This is a genomic window from Sphingobacterium sp. MYb382 (assembly GCF_037572665.1).
Classification (GTDB): domain Bacteria; phylum Bacteroidota; class Bacteroidia; order Sphingobacteriales; family Sphingobacteriaceae; genus Sphingobacterium.
The window spans coordinates 153,326-168,842 of sequence record NZ_JBBGZT010000008.1 but is presented as its reverse complement, the minus strand read 5'-3'; the positions used below and the strand labels follow the sequence as shown (position 1 = coordinate 168,842).

Annotated in this window: 11 protein-coding genes; 8 read left to right on the top strand and 3 right to left on the bottom strand. The window is 41.2% G+C overall.

All coding sequences use genetic code 11. From position 1 onward, the window contains the following. Nucleotides 1-19 precede the first annotated feature (19 nt). From WH223_RS02650 to WH223_RS02615, 8 genes are all read left to right on the top strand, one after another. Nucleotides 20-1,513 (top strand): glycoside hydrolase family 28 protein, encoded by a 1,494-nt coding sequence (locus WH223_RS02650; protein ID WP_340045974.1) that lies wholly within the window; start codon nt 20-22, stop codon nt 1,511-1,513. 8 nt (nt 1,514-1,521) lie between these two features. Beyond that, nucleotides 1,522-2,259, top strand: coding sequence for a glycosyl hydrolase family 28 protein (locus WH223_RS02645; RefSeq protein WP_340045973.1), 738 nt, complete (start codon nt 1,522-1,524; stop codon nt 2,257-2,259). A 14-nt stretch (nt 2,260-2,273) separates the two neighbouring features. Continuing rightward, nucleotides 2,274-3,746 (top strand): glycoside hydrolase family 28 protein, encoded by a 1,473-nt coding sequence (locus tag WH223_RS02640; protein WP_340045972.1) that lies wholly within the window; start codon nt 2,274-2,276, stop codon nt 3,744-3,746. Next, nucleotides 3,746-6,052: a GH92 family glycosyl hydrolase gene (locus WH223_RS02635; protein WP_445265599.1), complete on the top strand. Its 2,307-nt coding sequence runs from the start codon at nt 3,746-3,748 to the stop codon at nt 6,050-6,052. The genes WH223_RS02640 and WH223_RS02635 overlap by 1 nt, the downstream gene beginning before the upstream one ends. Further along, nucleotides 6,049-7,887 (top strand): CocE/NonD family hydrolase, encoded by a 1,839-nt coding sequence (locus WH223_RS02630; RefSeq protein WP_340045971.1) that lies wholly within the window; start codon nt 6,049-6,051, stop codon nt 7,885-7,887. Before WH223_RS02635 ends, WH223_RS02630 begins: the two co-directional genes overlap by 4 nt. 9 nt (nt 7,888-7,896) lie before the next feature. Then, nucleotides 7,897-9,159, top strand: coding sequence for a M28 family metallopeptidase (locus WH223_RS02625; protein WP_340045970.1), 1,263 nt, complete (start codon nt 7,897-7,899; stop codon nt 9,157-9,159). A gap of 31 nt (nt 9,160-9,190) precedes the next feature. Then, on the top strand, nt 9,191-11,362 hold the full coding sequence (locus tag WH223_RS02620; protein ID WP_340045969.1) for a right-handed parallel beta-helix repeat-containing protein: 2,172 nt from the start codon (nt 9,191-9,193) through the stop codon (nt 11,360-11,362). A 76-nt stretch (nt 11,363-11,438) separates the two neighbouring features. Continuing rightward, on the top strand, nt 11,439-12,479 hold the full coding sequence (locus tag WH223_RS02615; protein WP_340045968.1) for a GntR family transcriptional regulator: 1,041 nt from the start codon (nt 11,439-11,441) through the stop codon (nt 12,477-12,479). A 45-nt stretch (nt 12,480-12,524) separates the two neighbouring features. Here the strand turns inward: WH223_RS02615 and WH223_RS02610 are convergent, their stop codons facing one another. The 3 genes from WH223_RS02610 to WH223_RS02600 all read right to left on the bottom strand — a co-directional run bounded on the left by WH223_RS02610 (nt 12,525) and on the right by WH223_RS02600 (nt 15,513). After that, the gene (locus WH223_RS02610; protein ID WP_340045967.1) at nt 12,525-13,103 is read right to left on the bottom strand and encodes a DUF4136 domain-containing protein; all 579 of its coding nucleotides are present in this window, start codon (nt 13,101-13,103) and stop codon (nt 12,525-12,527) included. A 53-nt stretch (nt 13,104-13,156) separates the two neighbouring features. Continuing rightward, nucleotides 13,157-14,788: an NAD+ synthase gene (locus tag WH223_RS02605; protein ID WP_340045966.1), complete on the bottom strand. Its 1,632-nt coding sequence runs from the start codon at nt 14,786-14,788 to the stop codon at nt 13,157-13,159. An 80-nt stretch (nt 14,789-14,868) separates the two neighbouring features. Beyond that, nucleotides 14,869-15,513 (bottom strand): porin family protein, encoded by a 645-nt coding sequence (locus tag WH223_RS02600; RefSeq protein ID WP_340045965.1) that lies wholly within the window; start codon nt 15,511-15,513, stop codon nt 14,869-14,871. Between the last annotated feature and the right edge of the window lie 4 nt (nt 15,514-15,517).

The following is a 15,517-nucleotide window of genomic DNA, read 5'->3' as shown; positions in this document are numbered from 1 at the left end:
ACTATCAAAGATAAATCTGATGATAAAGAAAATCAATAGTTTACTACTCCTTGTTTTTTTATGTTTTACGGTGCCCATCTTAGCGAAAGACTATGATGCTGCTGCCTTCGGTATTCAGGGAGATGGAAAGACTTTAAACTCTAGAACCATCCAAGCAGCCATTGATTATGTAAATAGTCAAGGTGGAGGGCGCTTGGTATTTACGCCTGGTGCCTACGTGACGGGAACCATTTATTTAAAATCCAACGTGACGCTCCATCTGGAGCAAGGAGCATCTATATTGGGCTCCAACAATCCGTTTGATTATGTGAAAGATACCTATGTGAAATGGACAGCGATGATCTTTGCCATTAAGCAAGAAAATATTGCTGTTACAGGGCGAGGTACTATCAATGGGCGAGGATTCACAACGGCTTTAAATCTCTTAGACTATACCCATCGCGGTATCTATGAGGATGATTTGAAGTATGACCGTACACGAGAAGTAAATCGTCCGCAAAATATTATTTTCCGTGAATGTAAGAATGTGAAAATTATCGGTATCACGTTGAAAGATCCTGCAAGTTGGAACCAAACCTACGATCAATGTGAGAACCTCTATGTGGATAGCATTACAGTCGACAGTAAGTCCTACTGGAATAATGACGGTATTGATGTCGTGGATTGTAAAGGTGTGGTTATTAAAAATTCATACTTCGACGCTGCCGATGATGCTATCTGTTTTAAGTCGCACGACCCGAAAGCAATATGTCAAGATGTGCTTGTTGAAAATTGTGTAGCACGCTCTAGTGCTAGTGCATTGAAGTTTGGTACCGCCTCTCGTGGTGGCTTCAAAAATTTTGTGGTGAAGAATTTAACCGTGTTTGATACGTACCGTTCCGCCATCACGTTTGCCGCGGTAGATGGTGGTTTCGTGGAGAACATCTTGGTTGATGGCGTACGTTCCATCAATACGGGGAATGTTATTTTCTTACGCACAGGCGATCGTCCCGTGAGTAACGGTCGTGTACCATATATGAAAAATATAACCATCAAAAATGTATATGCTGAGGTGCCTTTACTTAAACCTGATGCTGGTTACAGCTATGAAGGACCGATTGAGGATAATCCTAGGAATATATCACCTGCCAGTATTATCGGTTTGCCGAAGGCTAAAATAGAGAACGTAACCTTGGAGAATATCGAGATGGTATACCCTGGAGCTGGAGATCCTTTTTACGCTAAAGTGGGACTTACCGCTAAAGAATTGGATGCTATTCCTGAAATGCCGGAGGCTTATCCCGAGTTTTCACAATTCAAAGAGCTGCCTGCTTGGGGGCTTTACATTCGTCATGCAAATAATATCAACCTAAAGAATGTGAAGTTTGTGGCTAAAGCAGCCGATTATCGCCCAGCAATTGTTACCGACGATTTAAACGGAGGTTTATTTGAAAAGGTACAGTTTGAAGAAAAAAATGTAGGCAAGAAAGAACAAATCTTTAAGCATAACACTACGAACGTTCAAGTTAAATAGCGCTAATCATGAAAAAAATATTTTATACCTCTATACTCGTTGTCCTTTGCTTTTTTCAATCCTTTGCGGTCGATTATAATGCCTCTTTATTTGGTTGTGTGTCCGATGGGCACACCAATAATACCGGGTCTATTCAGTATGCTATTAACTACATCGCGAAAAAGGGGGGAGGCACCCTCCACTTCTATGTTGGTCGCTACTTAACGGGCGGTATCGAGTTGAAATCTAATGTTACGATTGAACTTCATGAGGGAGCAGTTTTGCTGGCATCGCCCTCTATTTATGATTATATCGGCAGTGCTACGCAGAAAGCATTGCTCTACGCAAAAGACCAATCCAACATACAGATTATTGGTAAAGGCGTAATTCAAGGGCAGGATAAAATCGTCGCTGTCCACCGAGAGCATCAAGCATCAAATGGCTATGTGCAGGCAGCGAACCCAATTTACACACCTAGTTTACTAGCTTTTGAGAATTGTACTGACATCAAAGTAGATGGTTTGATTTTTCAAAAGGCCGATGGCCATGTGCAAACATATACGGATTGTAAAAATGTAGAAATAGCTAATCAGCTTATTAAAACCACAGAAAACAAGGCCTTTGCAGGGATTTTTCTATCTAATTGTGTCGGTGTGAAATTGAGCCAGCTATATGTTGATGTTGCAGGAAAGGCCTTGTCGAAAGATGCAAAAACACAAATTCAATCGATAGATAAATGTATAACACCTGATGGTAAATCTATCTAGCTAAAAAGAAAGAAATGATGAAATTAAAACCGATTATACTCCTAGGCTTGCTTATCTGTACACTAGGTTTGTCCGCGAAGGACTATAATGCATCGTTGTTTGGTATACGATCAAACGGTACGACGCTCAACACGGGCGCTATTCAGCGTGCCGTAGATTACATCAGTGAAAATGGTGGTGGAACCTTAAAATTTTACGTCGGTCGCTACCTCACGGGCACAATTGTGATGAAGCCTAATGTGACGATTTCTCTAGGGGAAGGTGCTATTATTCTGGGATCTACTAATATCTACGATTATAATTTTGGAACGCCCAATAGCGCACTTATTTATGCGAATGGCGTCGAAAATATTGGCATTGAAGGCAAAGGTGTGATTGAAGGACAAGGACAGGCATTGGCTTACCATGTGCTCGATCAGATGCATAAAGGACTTATTGAAGATCCAATGAACTACGATCGTCCACGTAACCATAGACCTAAAGCCATCTATTTCCGTGCGTGTAAAAACGTGAAAATTGAAGGTATAACGGTTAAAAATGCGGCCGATTGGGTACAGACCTATGATCAGTGTGAAGATGTATTAATAGACGGTATAACCGTAGATAGTAAAGCTTTTTGGAATAACGATGGTATCGATATTGTGGACTGTAAGAACTTCAAGCTGCTAAACTCCTATATCGATGCGGCCGATGATGCCATATGTTTAAAATCGCATGATGCAACGAAGCGCTGTGAGAATATAGAAATCAGAAATTGTACAGCACGTTCCAGTGCAAATGGTATAAAATTCGGAACTGTTTCAGCCGGAGGCTATAAAAATATCAAGATTATCAATAACAAAGTGTACAACACCTTCCGTTCTGCTTTCACCATTGCCACACCTGATGGTGCTATTGTGGAAGATGTATTGGTCGATAGTTTATACGCCTACAACACCGGAAATGCATTGTTTCTACGGGTGGGCGCACGTTGGAATAAAGGACGTCAAGGCGCTATTAAAAATGTTACCATTCAAAATGTGTATGCCGAGATTACGGCTGATAAACCGGATGTAGGCTATACCTATGAAGGACCTATTGAAGATAATCCACGTAACATATCACCTGCAAGTATCCTTGGTTTGGTGGGGCAGCCTGTTAGCAACGTAACGCTTAAAAATATCGAGATTCATTATCCGGGCGATGCAAATCCGAATTATGCTTTTCGAGGTGTAACTCCAAAGGAGCTTGATGCCATTCCAGAGATGGCCGATGCGTATCCGGAGTTTTCACAGTTTAAGGAGCTTCCTGCATGGGGTTTATATGTACGTCATGCCGAAGGATTAATCTTGGATAATGTGAAGTTTATTGCTAAAAAAGGCGATTATCGTCCTGCTTTGGTTTTTGATGATGTTAAAGGATATACCCTGAATAAAACGACGTTTGATGAGCCTGGCAAGAAGAAGAAACAACTGATTCTGCATAATTCATCCCAATCTAAACGCTAATGAAGTTTGCTATATATTGGCTTCGAGCCTCATTTTTTATGCTCCTCGGTATCGCCGTGTCAGCGCAAGCGCAGCATAAGCCTTACCAGTATGTGAATCCGCTGATTGGGACGGCCAAGATGGGACATACCTTTCCGGGGGCCACGGTACCCTTTGGTGCGGTGCAATTAAGTCCCGATACCGATACGTTATCCTATGAGGAAAACGGTGCCTACAATAAAGATGTGTATAAATATTGCGCCGGCTATCAATATGATGATCCAACGATTGTAGGCTTTAGTCATACCCATTTCAGTGGAACAGGGCATTCGGATTTGGGTGATTTCTTAGTGATGCCAACCGTAGGTAAGCTTCAGCTAAATCCAGGGATTGCCAGCAATACGGCAACGGGTTATCGTAGTAAGTATAGCCATGCTGAAGAGCATGCGGAAGCCAACTATTATCAGGTTCGCCTACAGGACTATAATATCAATGCCGAACTCACCACGTCAGAACGTGTGGGTTTCCATCGTTATACCTTTCCCCAGTCTGATGATGCGCACATCATCTTAGACTTGACGGCGGGTATCTACAATTATGAAGGTAAGAATGTATGGACTTTTGTGCGCGTCGTTAATGATACCTTGATAACAGGCTACCGCCAGACCCAAGGCTGGGCACGCACGCGGACGGTTTATTTTGCGATGACCTTTTCGAAGCCTTTTAAATCGTACGGTAAAAAGTCCAGTGATAAGCAACAAGTATACCGAGGCTTCTGGCGTAAGTTTGATCAAGAACATAACTTCGCCGACCTAGCAGGTCATAATATGAAGCTGCATTTTGATTTTGATACCAAGGATCAAGAGCAGGTACAAGTGAAGATGGCCATTTCGCCCGTAAGCCAACGAAATGCTTTAGCGAATTTACGTGCCGAAATTCCGCATTGGAACTTTGATGCGGTAAAGTCTGCGGGGCAGCAACGCTGGGATAAGGAACTATCGAAAATTGAAGTTGACATGCTGACAGAAGATGATAAAGTAAATTTCTATACAGCGATGTATCATACCTTCTTAGGGCCAACGGTCTATATGGATGTCAATGGTGAATATAAAGGATTAGATCAAGAGATTCATAAGGCTGAAGGCTTTACAAACTATACGACCTTTTCTCTTTGGGATACTTACCGTGCCCTGCATCCTTATTTTAATCTCGTTCAACCAAAGCGTAATGCGGATATGGTAGCTTCCATGCTCGCACACTACGACCAAAGTGTATTGCAGATGCTGCCCATTTGGTCGCACTACGCAAATGATAACTGGTGTATGAGCGGGTATCACAGCGTGTCGGTGCTGGCCGATGCCATTTTGAAAGGTGTCTATAAAGGGGATCCTAACCATGCTTTGGCCGCTTGTATCGCAACGTCCAACCGAAGGGATTATGAAGGAATAGGTTTATACATTGACCATGGCTATATCCCTGCCGACAAGAATAACCATTCTGTTTCTTCCACCTTGGAATATGCCTATGACGATTGGTGTATTGCGCAGCTTGCAAAAAAGCTAGGGAAGCCGGATGTCTATCAAACCTACATGAAGCGATCTGAAAATTGGCGTAATGTCTTCGATAAGGAGATTGGTTTTATGCGTCCGCGCTTATCTGACGGTAGCTTTAAACGAGATTTCGATGCGTTGGATACGCATGGGCAGGGTTTTATTGAAGGTAATTCATGGAACTATAGCTTGTTTATACCACACAATCCAACAGCATTAGTAAATATTTATGGCGGCCCGAAAAAGTTTGCTGCACATCTTGATTCTTTATTCACGATGCACCTGCCGGATAAGTATTTTGAAGATACCGAAGATATCACGCGCGATGGAATTATTGGGAACTATGTGCATGGCAATGAACCATCGCATCATGTTGTCTACCTCTACAATTACACAAATACACCTTGGGAAACGCAAGAACGTGTTCGTCATATTTTAAAAACGATGTATCAGGCCAAGGTTGATGGGCTAGGGGGTAATGACGATTGTGGGCAGATGAGTGCTTGGTATATTTTTGGCGCTTTAGGTTTTTACCCGATTGCGCCAGGGTCTTTAAATTATGATCTCGGTAGCCCTTTAGTGAAGTCTGCAAAAATAAACTTGGAAAATGGAAAGACTTTTTCTATTGTTGCTAAAAATCAAGGGGATAAAAATGTATATGTAGCCAAAGTTATCCTCAACGGAAAAACGCTTGACCGAACCTATATTACCCACGATGAAATTACGAATGGTGGACAATTAGAATTCGTAATGCAAGCCAAGCCAACTAAGAAATGAAGATAAAAATAGCTTTAGTTTACTTTTTAACACAGATCTTCCTTGCGAATTGGGCCTTTGCCCAAAGCAAGGAGGATTCTACTTTTATTGCAGCCAATTATACCAAAGAAGAACGCTATATTCCGATGCGCGATGGCGTTAAGCTGTTTACGGTTATCTATAAACCGAAAGATCAGCTCAATGATTATCCCATTATGATGATTCGTACACCCTACAGTGTGGCTCCTTATGGGGTACAAAACCTCAAGGTGCCCATAGGCCCAAACATGGATTTTGCCAAAGAAGGGTTCGTTTTTGTCTATCAAGATGTGCGAGGAAAGTATATGTCCGAAGGAACTTTTGTTGCCAATCGTCCTTATAGTATGAGTAAGCAAAAGGGCGCCGATGAGGCAACCGATACTTATGATACCATCGATTGGCTAATCAAAAATATTAAGTCCAACAAAAAAGTCGGCGTCTGGGGAATTTCTTCTCCGGGGCTTTATGCATCGATGTCGCTCTTGGATAGCCACCCTGCCCTGAAGGCGGTGTCGCCGCAAGCGCCTGTGACCGATTGGTTTTTGGGCGATGACAGGCACCACAACGGCGCCTTTATGTTGATGGGGACATTCTCCTTTCTGTCCTCCTTCGGAAAAATGCGCGATTCTATCTCTACCAAACATCCGGGAGGATTTGGTGCTTATAATACCACGGATAGCTACGATTTTTACTTAAAGACCGGTGCTTTGAAAAACTTCAATAGTCAATATCTACAAGAGAAGAGCGTGCTATGGAATGAGATGATGAATAACCCGAATTATAATGATTATTGGGAAGCCCGCAACTACGTAAAACATATCAAAAACTACAAACCAGCTGTGCTGGTTGTTGGTGGCTGGTTTGATCAGGAGGATTTATATGGCCCATTAAAGACCTATCAGCAGCTCAGCAAAACGACCAACAAGAAGCTACACTTTGTGATGGGCCCTTGGTATCATGGCTCATGGACACGAGGAGATGGCGATAGTTTAGGGGCTGTAAATTTCGGTCAGAAAACTTCCGTAACTTTTCGTGAACAAATAGAATTGCCTTTCTTCGTGAAAGAGCTTAAAGGAAAGGAAATTACACCCTTACCTCAGGTGAAGGTCTTTTTTACGGGCGCTAACCAGTGGAGTGACTTTGAACAATGGCCTCCCAAAGAGGTGAAGGCTACATCATTATTTCTCCAAGCAGGGCATCAGTTGAGCTTCAGCCATCCACAAGATAGCGAAGCGAAAGATACCTACCTCAGTGACCCGAGTAAGCCAGTACCTTATACGGCCGAAAAGACTGTTTTACGTGGGTTTAAGTACATGGTTGAAGACCAAACCTTCACCTCGAAAAGACCCGATGTATTGGTGTATACGTCTGACGTTTTAACACAAGATATTAAAATAGCAGGCAACATAATCGCCAATCTCTATGTTTCTTCCACCGGTACGGATGCCGATTTTGTCGTTAAACTGATTGATGTATATCCCTACGACCCGAAAAGTAAGCTGTCCGATTACCAGCTGATGGTACGTGGCGAAGTGATGCGGAGTAAGTATCGCGAAAGCTTTAGTCACCCCAAAGCGTTAACGCCGGGCGAGGTAACCAAGGTATCTTTCGATATGCAGGATGCAGCGCATGTTTTTAAAAAAGGACATAAAATCATGATCCAAATTCAGAGCAGCTGGTTCCCGCTGGTGGACCGCAATCCGCAGCGTTTTGTAAATATATACGAGGCTAATGACTCGGATTTTGAAAAACAATACCACAGCATTTATACCGATAAACGGAATAGTTCACACATTGTATTACCTATCATCGAATAATAATAAGACATGAAAATAAAGTTTCTTTTAATTGCATTGCTCATTTCTTTCCGTCTGTTTGCTCAGGAGGATTATGCACGGACTATTGTTAAAGAATTAGCCTCTAAAAAGTACCACGGACGCGGTTATGTTTTTGATGGGGATGGAAAAGCGGCTAAGTTCCTAGTGAAATCGTTCAAAAAACTAGGAGTAGGTCCTTTAACAACGGAGTACTACCAAGATTACTATTTCTCGGCAAACACCTTTCCTAAGGCCAGCAAATTGAGTATAAACGGAGAATCAAAACGATTAGGCTACGATTTTCTAATCGATGCGGCTTGCCCTACTGTTGTGGGAAACTTTCCGCTTAAAGCGTTTACATTGCCGGTAGGCGATACAACAGTGTTGAAGAATGCTTTAACAGGATTAGATAATACTTTTTTGTATATAGATGAGCAGGAAAGTCTTAAAAAACTATCAGCCGATCAATACAAAGCTGCTGTAGAGTATCTTAAAAATAATGGTAACCAAGCGGGTACTTTGATTAACTCTACGCAAAAGCTTAAATGGCGTGCCTTAACCTATCAACATAAAAAGCCTGTTTTGTATACACAAAACACAGCTTTACCTGTGGGAACAACAAATACCATTGCTGTGAATGTCACAGCAAAGCTGGTGAATCCTCATAAAACACAAAATGTATGTGCTTTTATTAAAGGTACAGGAAGCTCCGATTCGACGGTGGTGATTACTGCACACTACGACCATATTGGTGGTATAGGTAAAGATGTTTTCTTTCCTGGCGCCAATGATAATGCAAGTGGAACGGCCATGCTTTTGGCTTTATGTAAGTATTACAGTGAGCATCCTCCGGTTTACGATATGGTATTTTTAGCTTTCTCTGGCGAGGAAATCGGCTTGTTGGGTTCTACCTATTTCGCGGCAAATCCACTAATTGACTTGAAGAAAATTAAATTCTTATTGAATTTGGATATGGCAGGTACAGGTGATGATGGTATTCAGGTGGTTAACGGAACCATATTTAAAGATCAATTTGAACGTATGGTAGCCTTAAACAAAAGAGAAGGCTATTTGCCTCAAGTATTGGTGCGTGGGCCGATGAACAGAAGCGATCATTTTCCCTTTTATGAAAAAGGAGTACCTTGTTTCTTCATCTATACGTTAGGTGGTATCGATGCGTACCATGATGTGTATGATAAGTATGAAACCCTACCGTTCACGAATTTCACTAATTATCACAATCTTTTACGTGATTTTATAAATGAGTTGTAATCTAGTGACACCGATAGGAGTAAACAGGCTTTTGAGGAAACTAAAGCTTATTGCCCTGCTGTGGCTATGCGGCATGCAACTTTATGGACAAGATTTGCCTAGCGATAAATCACTGATTTTATACGTATCACCCACCGGTAATGATCAAGCATCAGCAACGATAGATCAACCGGTGCAAAGTATCGCTAAGGCCGTTTCACTGGCTAGGACGCTACATGAAAAGCTGTTGCCCAATACATGGGTACAGATTAAATTACGTGGCGGCGTGTATCGTATGAAAGAGACGATAGCGCTCGATGTGCGTGATAGCTACCTCCATATTTCTGCCTTCGAAAATGAGCCTGTCGTGTTGAGCGGAAGCGTGCCCATTGCCATTACTAAAGTTTCCAGTAGCGATGGTATTGAGCAGGTGAATCTTAAAGAGCAAGGTATCGTTGATTACGGAAATATCCGTCGTCTAGGCTTTGGTCGTCCTTATGGTACGGCCTGGGGCGAATTGTTTGTCAATAAAAAGGCGTATCATCTGGCGCGGTACCCCAATACAGGTATGCTACCTATTAAAAAGGTTATCGATAAAGGATCAATCCCTAGAAATAAGGATTATAGCAATAAAGGGGGGATTTTTAAGTATAGCGATAAGCGTATTGACGCTTGGGCGAATGAACAAGATCCATGGATAGCAGGCTATTTTATGTGGGGCTATGCCGATGATTTTCTTCCAATAGACACTATCCGCGTAGCCGAAAAAACAATTCAATCGAAAGGAGCTACACTTTATGGTTTTGGCGCTAAAGAAAAATATAGACGTTGGTATGGTGTAAATATCAAAGCAGAACTGGATACGGCCTTTGAATATTTTGTGGATCATAAATCAGGTGATTTGTTCTTTAAAAAACATGAACCTATTCGGGAGTTGGAGTTATCGCTGCTGGAGACTCCTTTTTTCAATGTGCAAAAAGCTGTTATGCTTACCATCAAGGGGATTGTCTTTGAGCAGTCGCGCGGCATTGGTATTACCAGTGCTGAAACAAGCTACTTCACTATTGAAGATTGTATTTTTCAAAATTTAGGTGGTCTAGGCGTGAGTATGGGGCTTGGGGTACGCCCTTTTGAAGATTTTAAAGAGGAAGAAAAGGATGTAGCTATGCCTTCTGTGGTGGGAAGTTTGCAGCAACATTTGTATACCAACACCTTGTTTGATCGTAAGAGTGGTCAACATAATGTGATTCGTTCTTCTATTTTTCGATATTTAGGGGCTGGAGGAGTGTCTATGGGTGGTGGCGACCGTCTCTCGTTAGAACCGGGCAATAATCGCGTGGAAAACTGCGTTTTTCATGATAACAATCGCATCGAAAAATCGTATCGAGCGGCAATTCATGTCAATGGTTCCGGCAATGTGATTGCGCATTGTGAAATATTCAATACGCCAAGCATGGCTATATTGATGCATGGAAACAACCATGTAATCGAATATAATTATTTGCATGATGTCGTGCTGGAGGTGAACGACCAAGGAGCCATCTACTACGGACGTGACCCTAGCGAACAAGGAATCGTGGTTCGTTACAATGTAATTGAAAATATTCCTGATAATTACTTAACGGCTGCCATTTATCACGATGACGGTGCTTGTGGCTTAACGGCTTATTCAAATGTTTTTATCAATGCAGGTCAACGCAATGTTCTTGTTGGTGGAGGTTCAAACAATATCTATTTCAATAATCTTTTCGTGGGGCGTAAGCATGCCGTATTTATTGATAACCGACTGGCAAGTTGGCTTAAAGGATTGACGCCTCGTGATAGCGGTTTGTTTGCAAAACGTCTTCATGCCGTCCATTATCAAGATTCAACCTATGCTACGCATTATCCAGGCTTGGTGAATTATTTCAATCAGCTCCCACAGCCGAAAAACAATCTCTTTCACCGCAATGTACTTTACAACTTTAAAATACCTGTATTTGCCAAAAAGAAAACAATGAGTTGGCGGAAGATGGCCCTCGGTTTTTCAACAAATAATGTGTTAATGCATGATGCTAAGGTGTTTGAAGATTTGTATAGTAAAGGAATTGCTTCTCTACTGGCAAAACATCAAAATACAGTAGATTCAATTCCTATTGATAATATTGGTTTAAAAAACTCTATATTTATCCAGACGAAACCATCAAGCCTAGGTCTCAAACGTATTTATGCAGATTTGCCTTAATTAGGAAGGTATGACAATCAGTAATGTTTGTCATACTGTTCAGGCTTGTAGTCGTTTTTATAAATACCTACATGTTATGACCAATAGAATATCTGATTTTCTGAAAACGATCAAAATTAGTGAGTTTTCGGCTACGCCTAAATATCAGCAATTGGAATCGACGATTGTTGATGCGGTAAAGCATGGTGCCTTGGTTAAGGATGATATGCTGCCCTCTATTAATGAGTTAAGTGTATATGTGGATATCTCACGGGACACCGTAGAAAAAGCTTATAAGATTTTAAAAGCTAAAGGCGTTATTGCCTCTATCCCCGGGAAAGGATATTATGTAGCAACGAATGATGTTAAGCAACGCCAAAAAATAGCCCTACTTCTGAATAAACTAAGTGCACATAAAAAGATCGTCTATGATTCTTTCGCTAAAGAGCTCGGTGAAGATGTTGCACTAGATCTTTTTGTCTATAACAGCGATCTCTCTTACCTGCGTACACTATTGGGAAACATGACGAAAATCTATGATTACTATGTGCTTTTTCCGCATTTTAAAGAAGGAAGAAGCCAGGCCGCAGAAGTCATCAATAAGTTAATTCCGAAAGGAAAACTCGTGCTGCTTGGCAAGTATATCGAAGATATAGACTACGATTTTCCCGCAGTGTTTGAAAATTATGAGAAGGATATCTATGGCGCCTTAAAAGAGGCATTGCCCGCGCTGCGGAAGTATGAAACGCTCAAGCTAATATTTCCTGATAACAGTGATTACCCGAAAGATATCATTAAAGGATTCTATAAATTTTGTCAACAAAATAATTTTCACCACCTTTTGGTATCCAATCTAAGGAAAGAGAAAATTGACGTAGGAACCTGCTATATTAACTTAGCGGAGGATGATTTAGTAGAGTTGTTGAATAAAATTACCGCTAAGGATTTAGTTGTTGGTAAAGAGGTTGGGGTAATATCCTATAATGAAACTCCACTAAAGAAATTCATATGGGGAGGCATAACGACGATATCCACTAATTTTGAATATATGGGAAAGGCAGCAGCTCAGCTGATTCAGCAGCAATCTAAAGAACATGTCGAAGTACCTTTTTACCTTACATTAAGGCCTTCTGTATAAATAATAAGAGCAGCCATTGGCTGCTCTTATTATTTATTTAGCTTATTATTTCTTTTTCTTCAATGGGTATTGTTTAAAAATACCATTTACAACTTCAGGAAGTTTATTGATTGATTTCTCCGGAGTATTGATTTCCGAAGAACCTCTTGCTTGCCATACTACCGAATTTGTTTTACGGTCTATTGCTTCTACAATGAGGTGAGCATAGCGATATTTTTCACTGCCAACAGGGTAGCTGTAGCCACCATAGCCATACCATCCCCATGGGTTATACCAACCCCAAGGTCCGCCCCAGCCGTAACCCCATCCTGCACTTCCATAAACCAAGCGACTCTTGTTGTTCACGATGGTAACATAACGGAACAAAAGGTCTGGATTTTCTTTCACATATTGTAATCCTAGGGATTCCAATTCATGATTCGCAGAGGCTAAGATGTTGCTTCTAGCAATATCGTTGTTAAAATAATCTTTAGAAAGGGAGTCTACAGGAGGCAACCAACCGTATGTTTTATATTGACTAAAGTCATTGCTGTGCACACGTGTTGTATTGTACTGTACAGACGAACAGGCTGCAACAAAAACAGTAAGCAACCCTAAAGCTAAAATATAGACTAATCTTTTCATGTTAATGCTCATTTGTAACCCTTTGACTATTTTTTGAAAGGATAGTTTAATGCTTAAAATAAAAAATTTGCAACCAATGGAAACTGTCTGCCGGCACCAAAAGCTTTAGGGCTTACCCGTAAAATTGGAGGCGCTTGAAAGCGTTTAAATTCTGCTTGGCTAAGGAGGCGTGCTATGCGTTGCACAAGCTCCTGCTCAAAACCAAGGTGCAGTATTTCTGATCCTGATTTTTCGAGCTCAATAAGTTGATACAGTACGCTGTCCAATAAATCATAAGGAGGCAGTGAGTCCTGGTCTTTTTGATCAGGTCTTAACTCTGCTGATGGTGGTTTTACAATGGTGTTTATCGGAATGATTTCGCGTTCACGGTTCATGTATTCCGCAAGCTTGAACGCTTGTGTCTTATATACGTCACCAATGACGCTCAAAGAGCCCGCCATGTCGCCATATAAGGTGCCATAGCCTACGGCAGCCTCACTTTTGTTGGATGTGTTCAACAGGATATGGCCAAATTTATTGGAGATAGCCATAAGCAGTGTTCCACGAACACGCGCTTGAATATTCTCTTCCGTTGTGTCTGCTTTTTTTCCAGCAAAAGCAGGAGCTAAGTTTTCTTCAAAAGCATTAACCATCGCTTCGATGGAAATAATTTGATGCGCACATTCTGTATTTTTTACTAGGTCCAAAGCATCTTTAATCGAATGATCGCTAGAAAATTTAGAAGGCATTAAAATAGCCGTTACATTTTCTGGGCCCAATGCTTCGCAGGCCAAGGCTGCCACAAGGGCTGAGTCTAGACCACCTGACAAGCCAAGAACAGCCGTTTTGAATCTCGATTTACGGAAGTAATCTTTCAGCCCTAAAATCAATGCTTGATGAATGAGCGCAATCTCGTGATGTCCTTGTTTCTCTTTTTTTGTAACGGTAGAAATGCTTGTATCTACAATTGTGAAATCCTCTTCAAAGCCTTTAAGCTCTTGAACAATTTCGCCATTCGCATTTAAAAGTAAAGAGCGGCCATCAAAGATAATATCGGTATGTGCGCCTACTTGATTTAAGTATACTAAAGGACTTGCTGCTTTTATAGCATGCCCCTGTAGTACCTGAAGACGACTTTCATACTGTGTATACGAGAAAGGAGAGGCCGCAATATTAATGATAAGCGATGGGTTTTCCTTGCGCAATTCCCCCATAAGGTCGCCTACGTAGGAGTTCTTACTATCGTCATCCCACAGGTCTTCACAGATGGTTAAAGCGACTTTTTGTCCTTTTATTTCTACACAATTGAAGTTTCTGTTGGGTTCGAAATAGCGGTATTCATCGAATACATCGTAATCGGGTAGAAATGTTTTGTGTACCAGCTGTTTCACTTGGCCATTTTCTAGTAAGATAGCCGCGTTATAGAGCGGCTTGCCCTCCAGGTCTTCATTGCGTACAGGTGCTCCAATGATGCAGCTTATGTCGGTACAATGTGCGGCAATATGTTCAATACTCGCTTCGCATTCCTCAATAAAGCGCTGGTTGCGCAACAAGTCTTTGGCAGGATATCCGCCAATGGCAAGCTCTGCAAAGACAATTAAATCTACTTTTTCATGACGTGCCTTTTGTATGGCGTCGACGATTTTCTGATTGTTATCTTGAAAATTACCAATATGATAATTTAATTGGGCTAAAGCTATCTTCATCAGTATATGCGTATAATAAGTAAACTGTTCTTGAGGCTAAACACAAAAAACAGTTTTATAGTTCTAATTTATCTATTTTTTTAAAATAAGAGACCTAAATTTAAGGAGATGTGTGATAGCGAAGGACCACCTTGTTTCATCGTTCTCGTGAAACCATTGTTATAAGAAATCCCTGTAATTGCAGACACCCCTTGTCCGATACGCCATTCCATACCTGTGCCAATAATTAAGCCTAAGCGGAAAATATCGTCTCCCGATATACCGCGGTAACCATCATCGTTACTTTGGTTTTCAATTTTCTCTTTTCCTGATACTTTTACACCTGCTGTAAAACCAAACTGCCCATAGAAGCGGTTCTGTCCATGGTCATTAGATTTGAGTTTTATGGATAAAGGAACTTCAGCATATTGAAGTCGGTATGTTTTTGTTAATATCCGATTGTTGTCTTCGGGAGATACAACATTACTTTTTAAGGTGTTTATAAATAAACCTGTAGAGAAGTAATAGTTTTTGGCAAAGCCAATATCGGCAAGTAAGCCATAGGAGAAACCTACCTTTTTGCTCGAATTAAAGCGGTCGTCATCCTCGTAGGAAAGCCATCCGATATTTGGGTTAAGCGTAATCCCTAAGGATAAGTTCCTGTCATATTGATAATATTGTGCACGACTATTTTGACTGGTAAAAACAAGTAGCAAAAGAGTCAAGCATAATGTAAGTTGTTTCATGATG

Coding starts and splice junctions, on each gene's coding strand:
- WH223_RS02600 (WP_340045965.1), bottom strand. CDS start 15,513: ATGAAACAACTTACATTATGCTTGACTCTTTTGCTACTTGTTTTTACC.
- WH223_RS02625 (WP_340045970.1), top strand. CDS start 7,897: ATGAAAATAAAGTTTCTTTTAATTGCATTGCTCATTTCTTTCCGTCTG.
- WH223_RS02650 (WP_340045974.1), top strand. CDS start 20: ATGATAAAGAAAATCAATAGTTTACTACTCCTTGTTTTTTTATGTTTT.
- WH223_RS02645 (WP_340045973.1), top strand. CDS start 1,522: ATGAAAAAAATATTTTATACCTCTATACTCGTTGTCCTTTGCTTTTTT.
- WH223_RS02615 (WP_340045968.1), top strand. CDS start 11,439: ATGACCAATAGAATATCTGATTTTCTGAAAACGATCAAAATTAGTGAG.
- WH223_RS02605 (WP_340045966.1), bottom strand. CDS start 14,788: ATGAAGATAGCTTTAGCCCAATTAAATTATCATATTGGTAATTTTCAA.
- WH223_RS02630 (WP_340045971.1), top strand. CDS start 6,049: ATGAAGATAAAAATAGCTTTAGTTTACTTTTTAACACAGATCTTCCTT.
- WH223_RS02635 (WP_445265599.1), top strand. CDS start 3,746: ATGAAGTTTGCTATATATTGGCTTCGAGCCTCATTTTTTATGCTCCTC.
- WH223_RS02640 (WP_340045972.1), top strand. CDS start 2,274: ATGATGAAATTAAAACCGATTATACTCCTAGGCTTGCTTATCTGTACA.
- WH223_RS02610 (WP_340045967.1), bottom strand. CDS start 13,103: ATGAAAAGATTAGTCTATATTTTAGCTTTAGGGTTGCTTACTGTTTTT.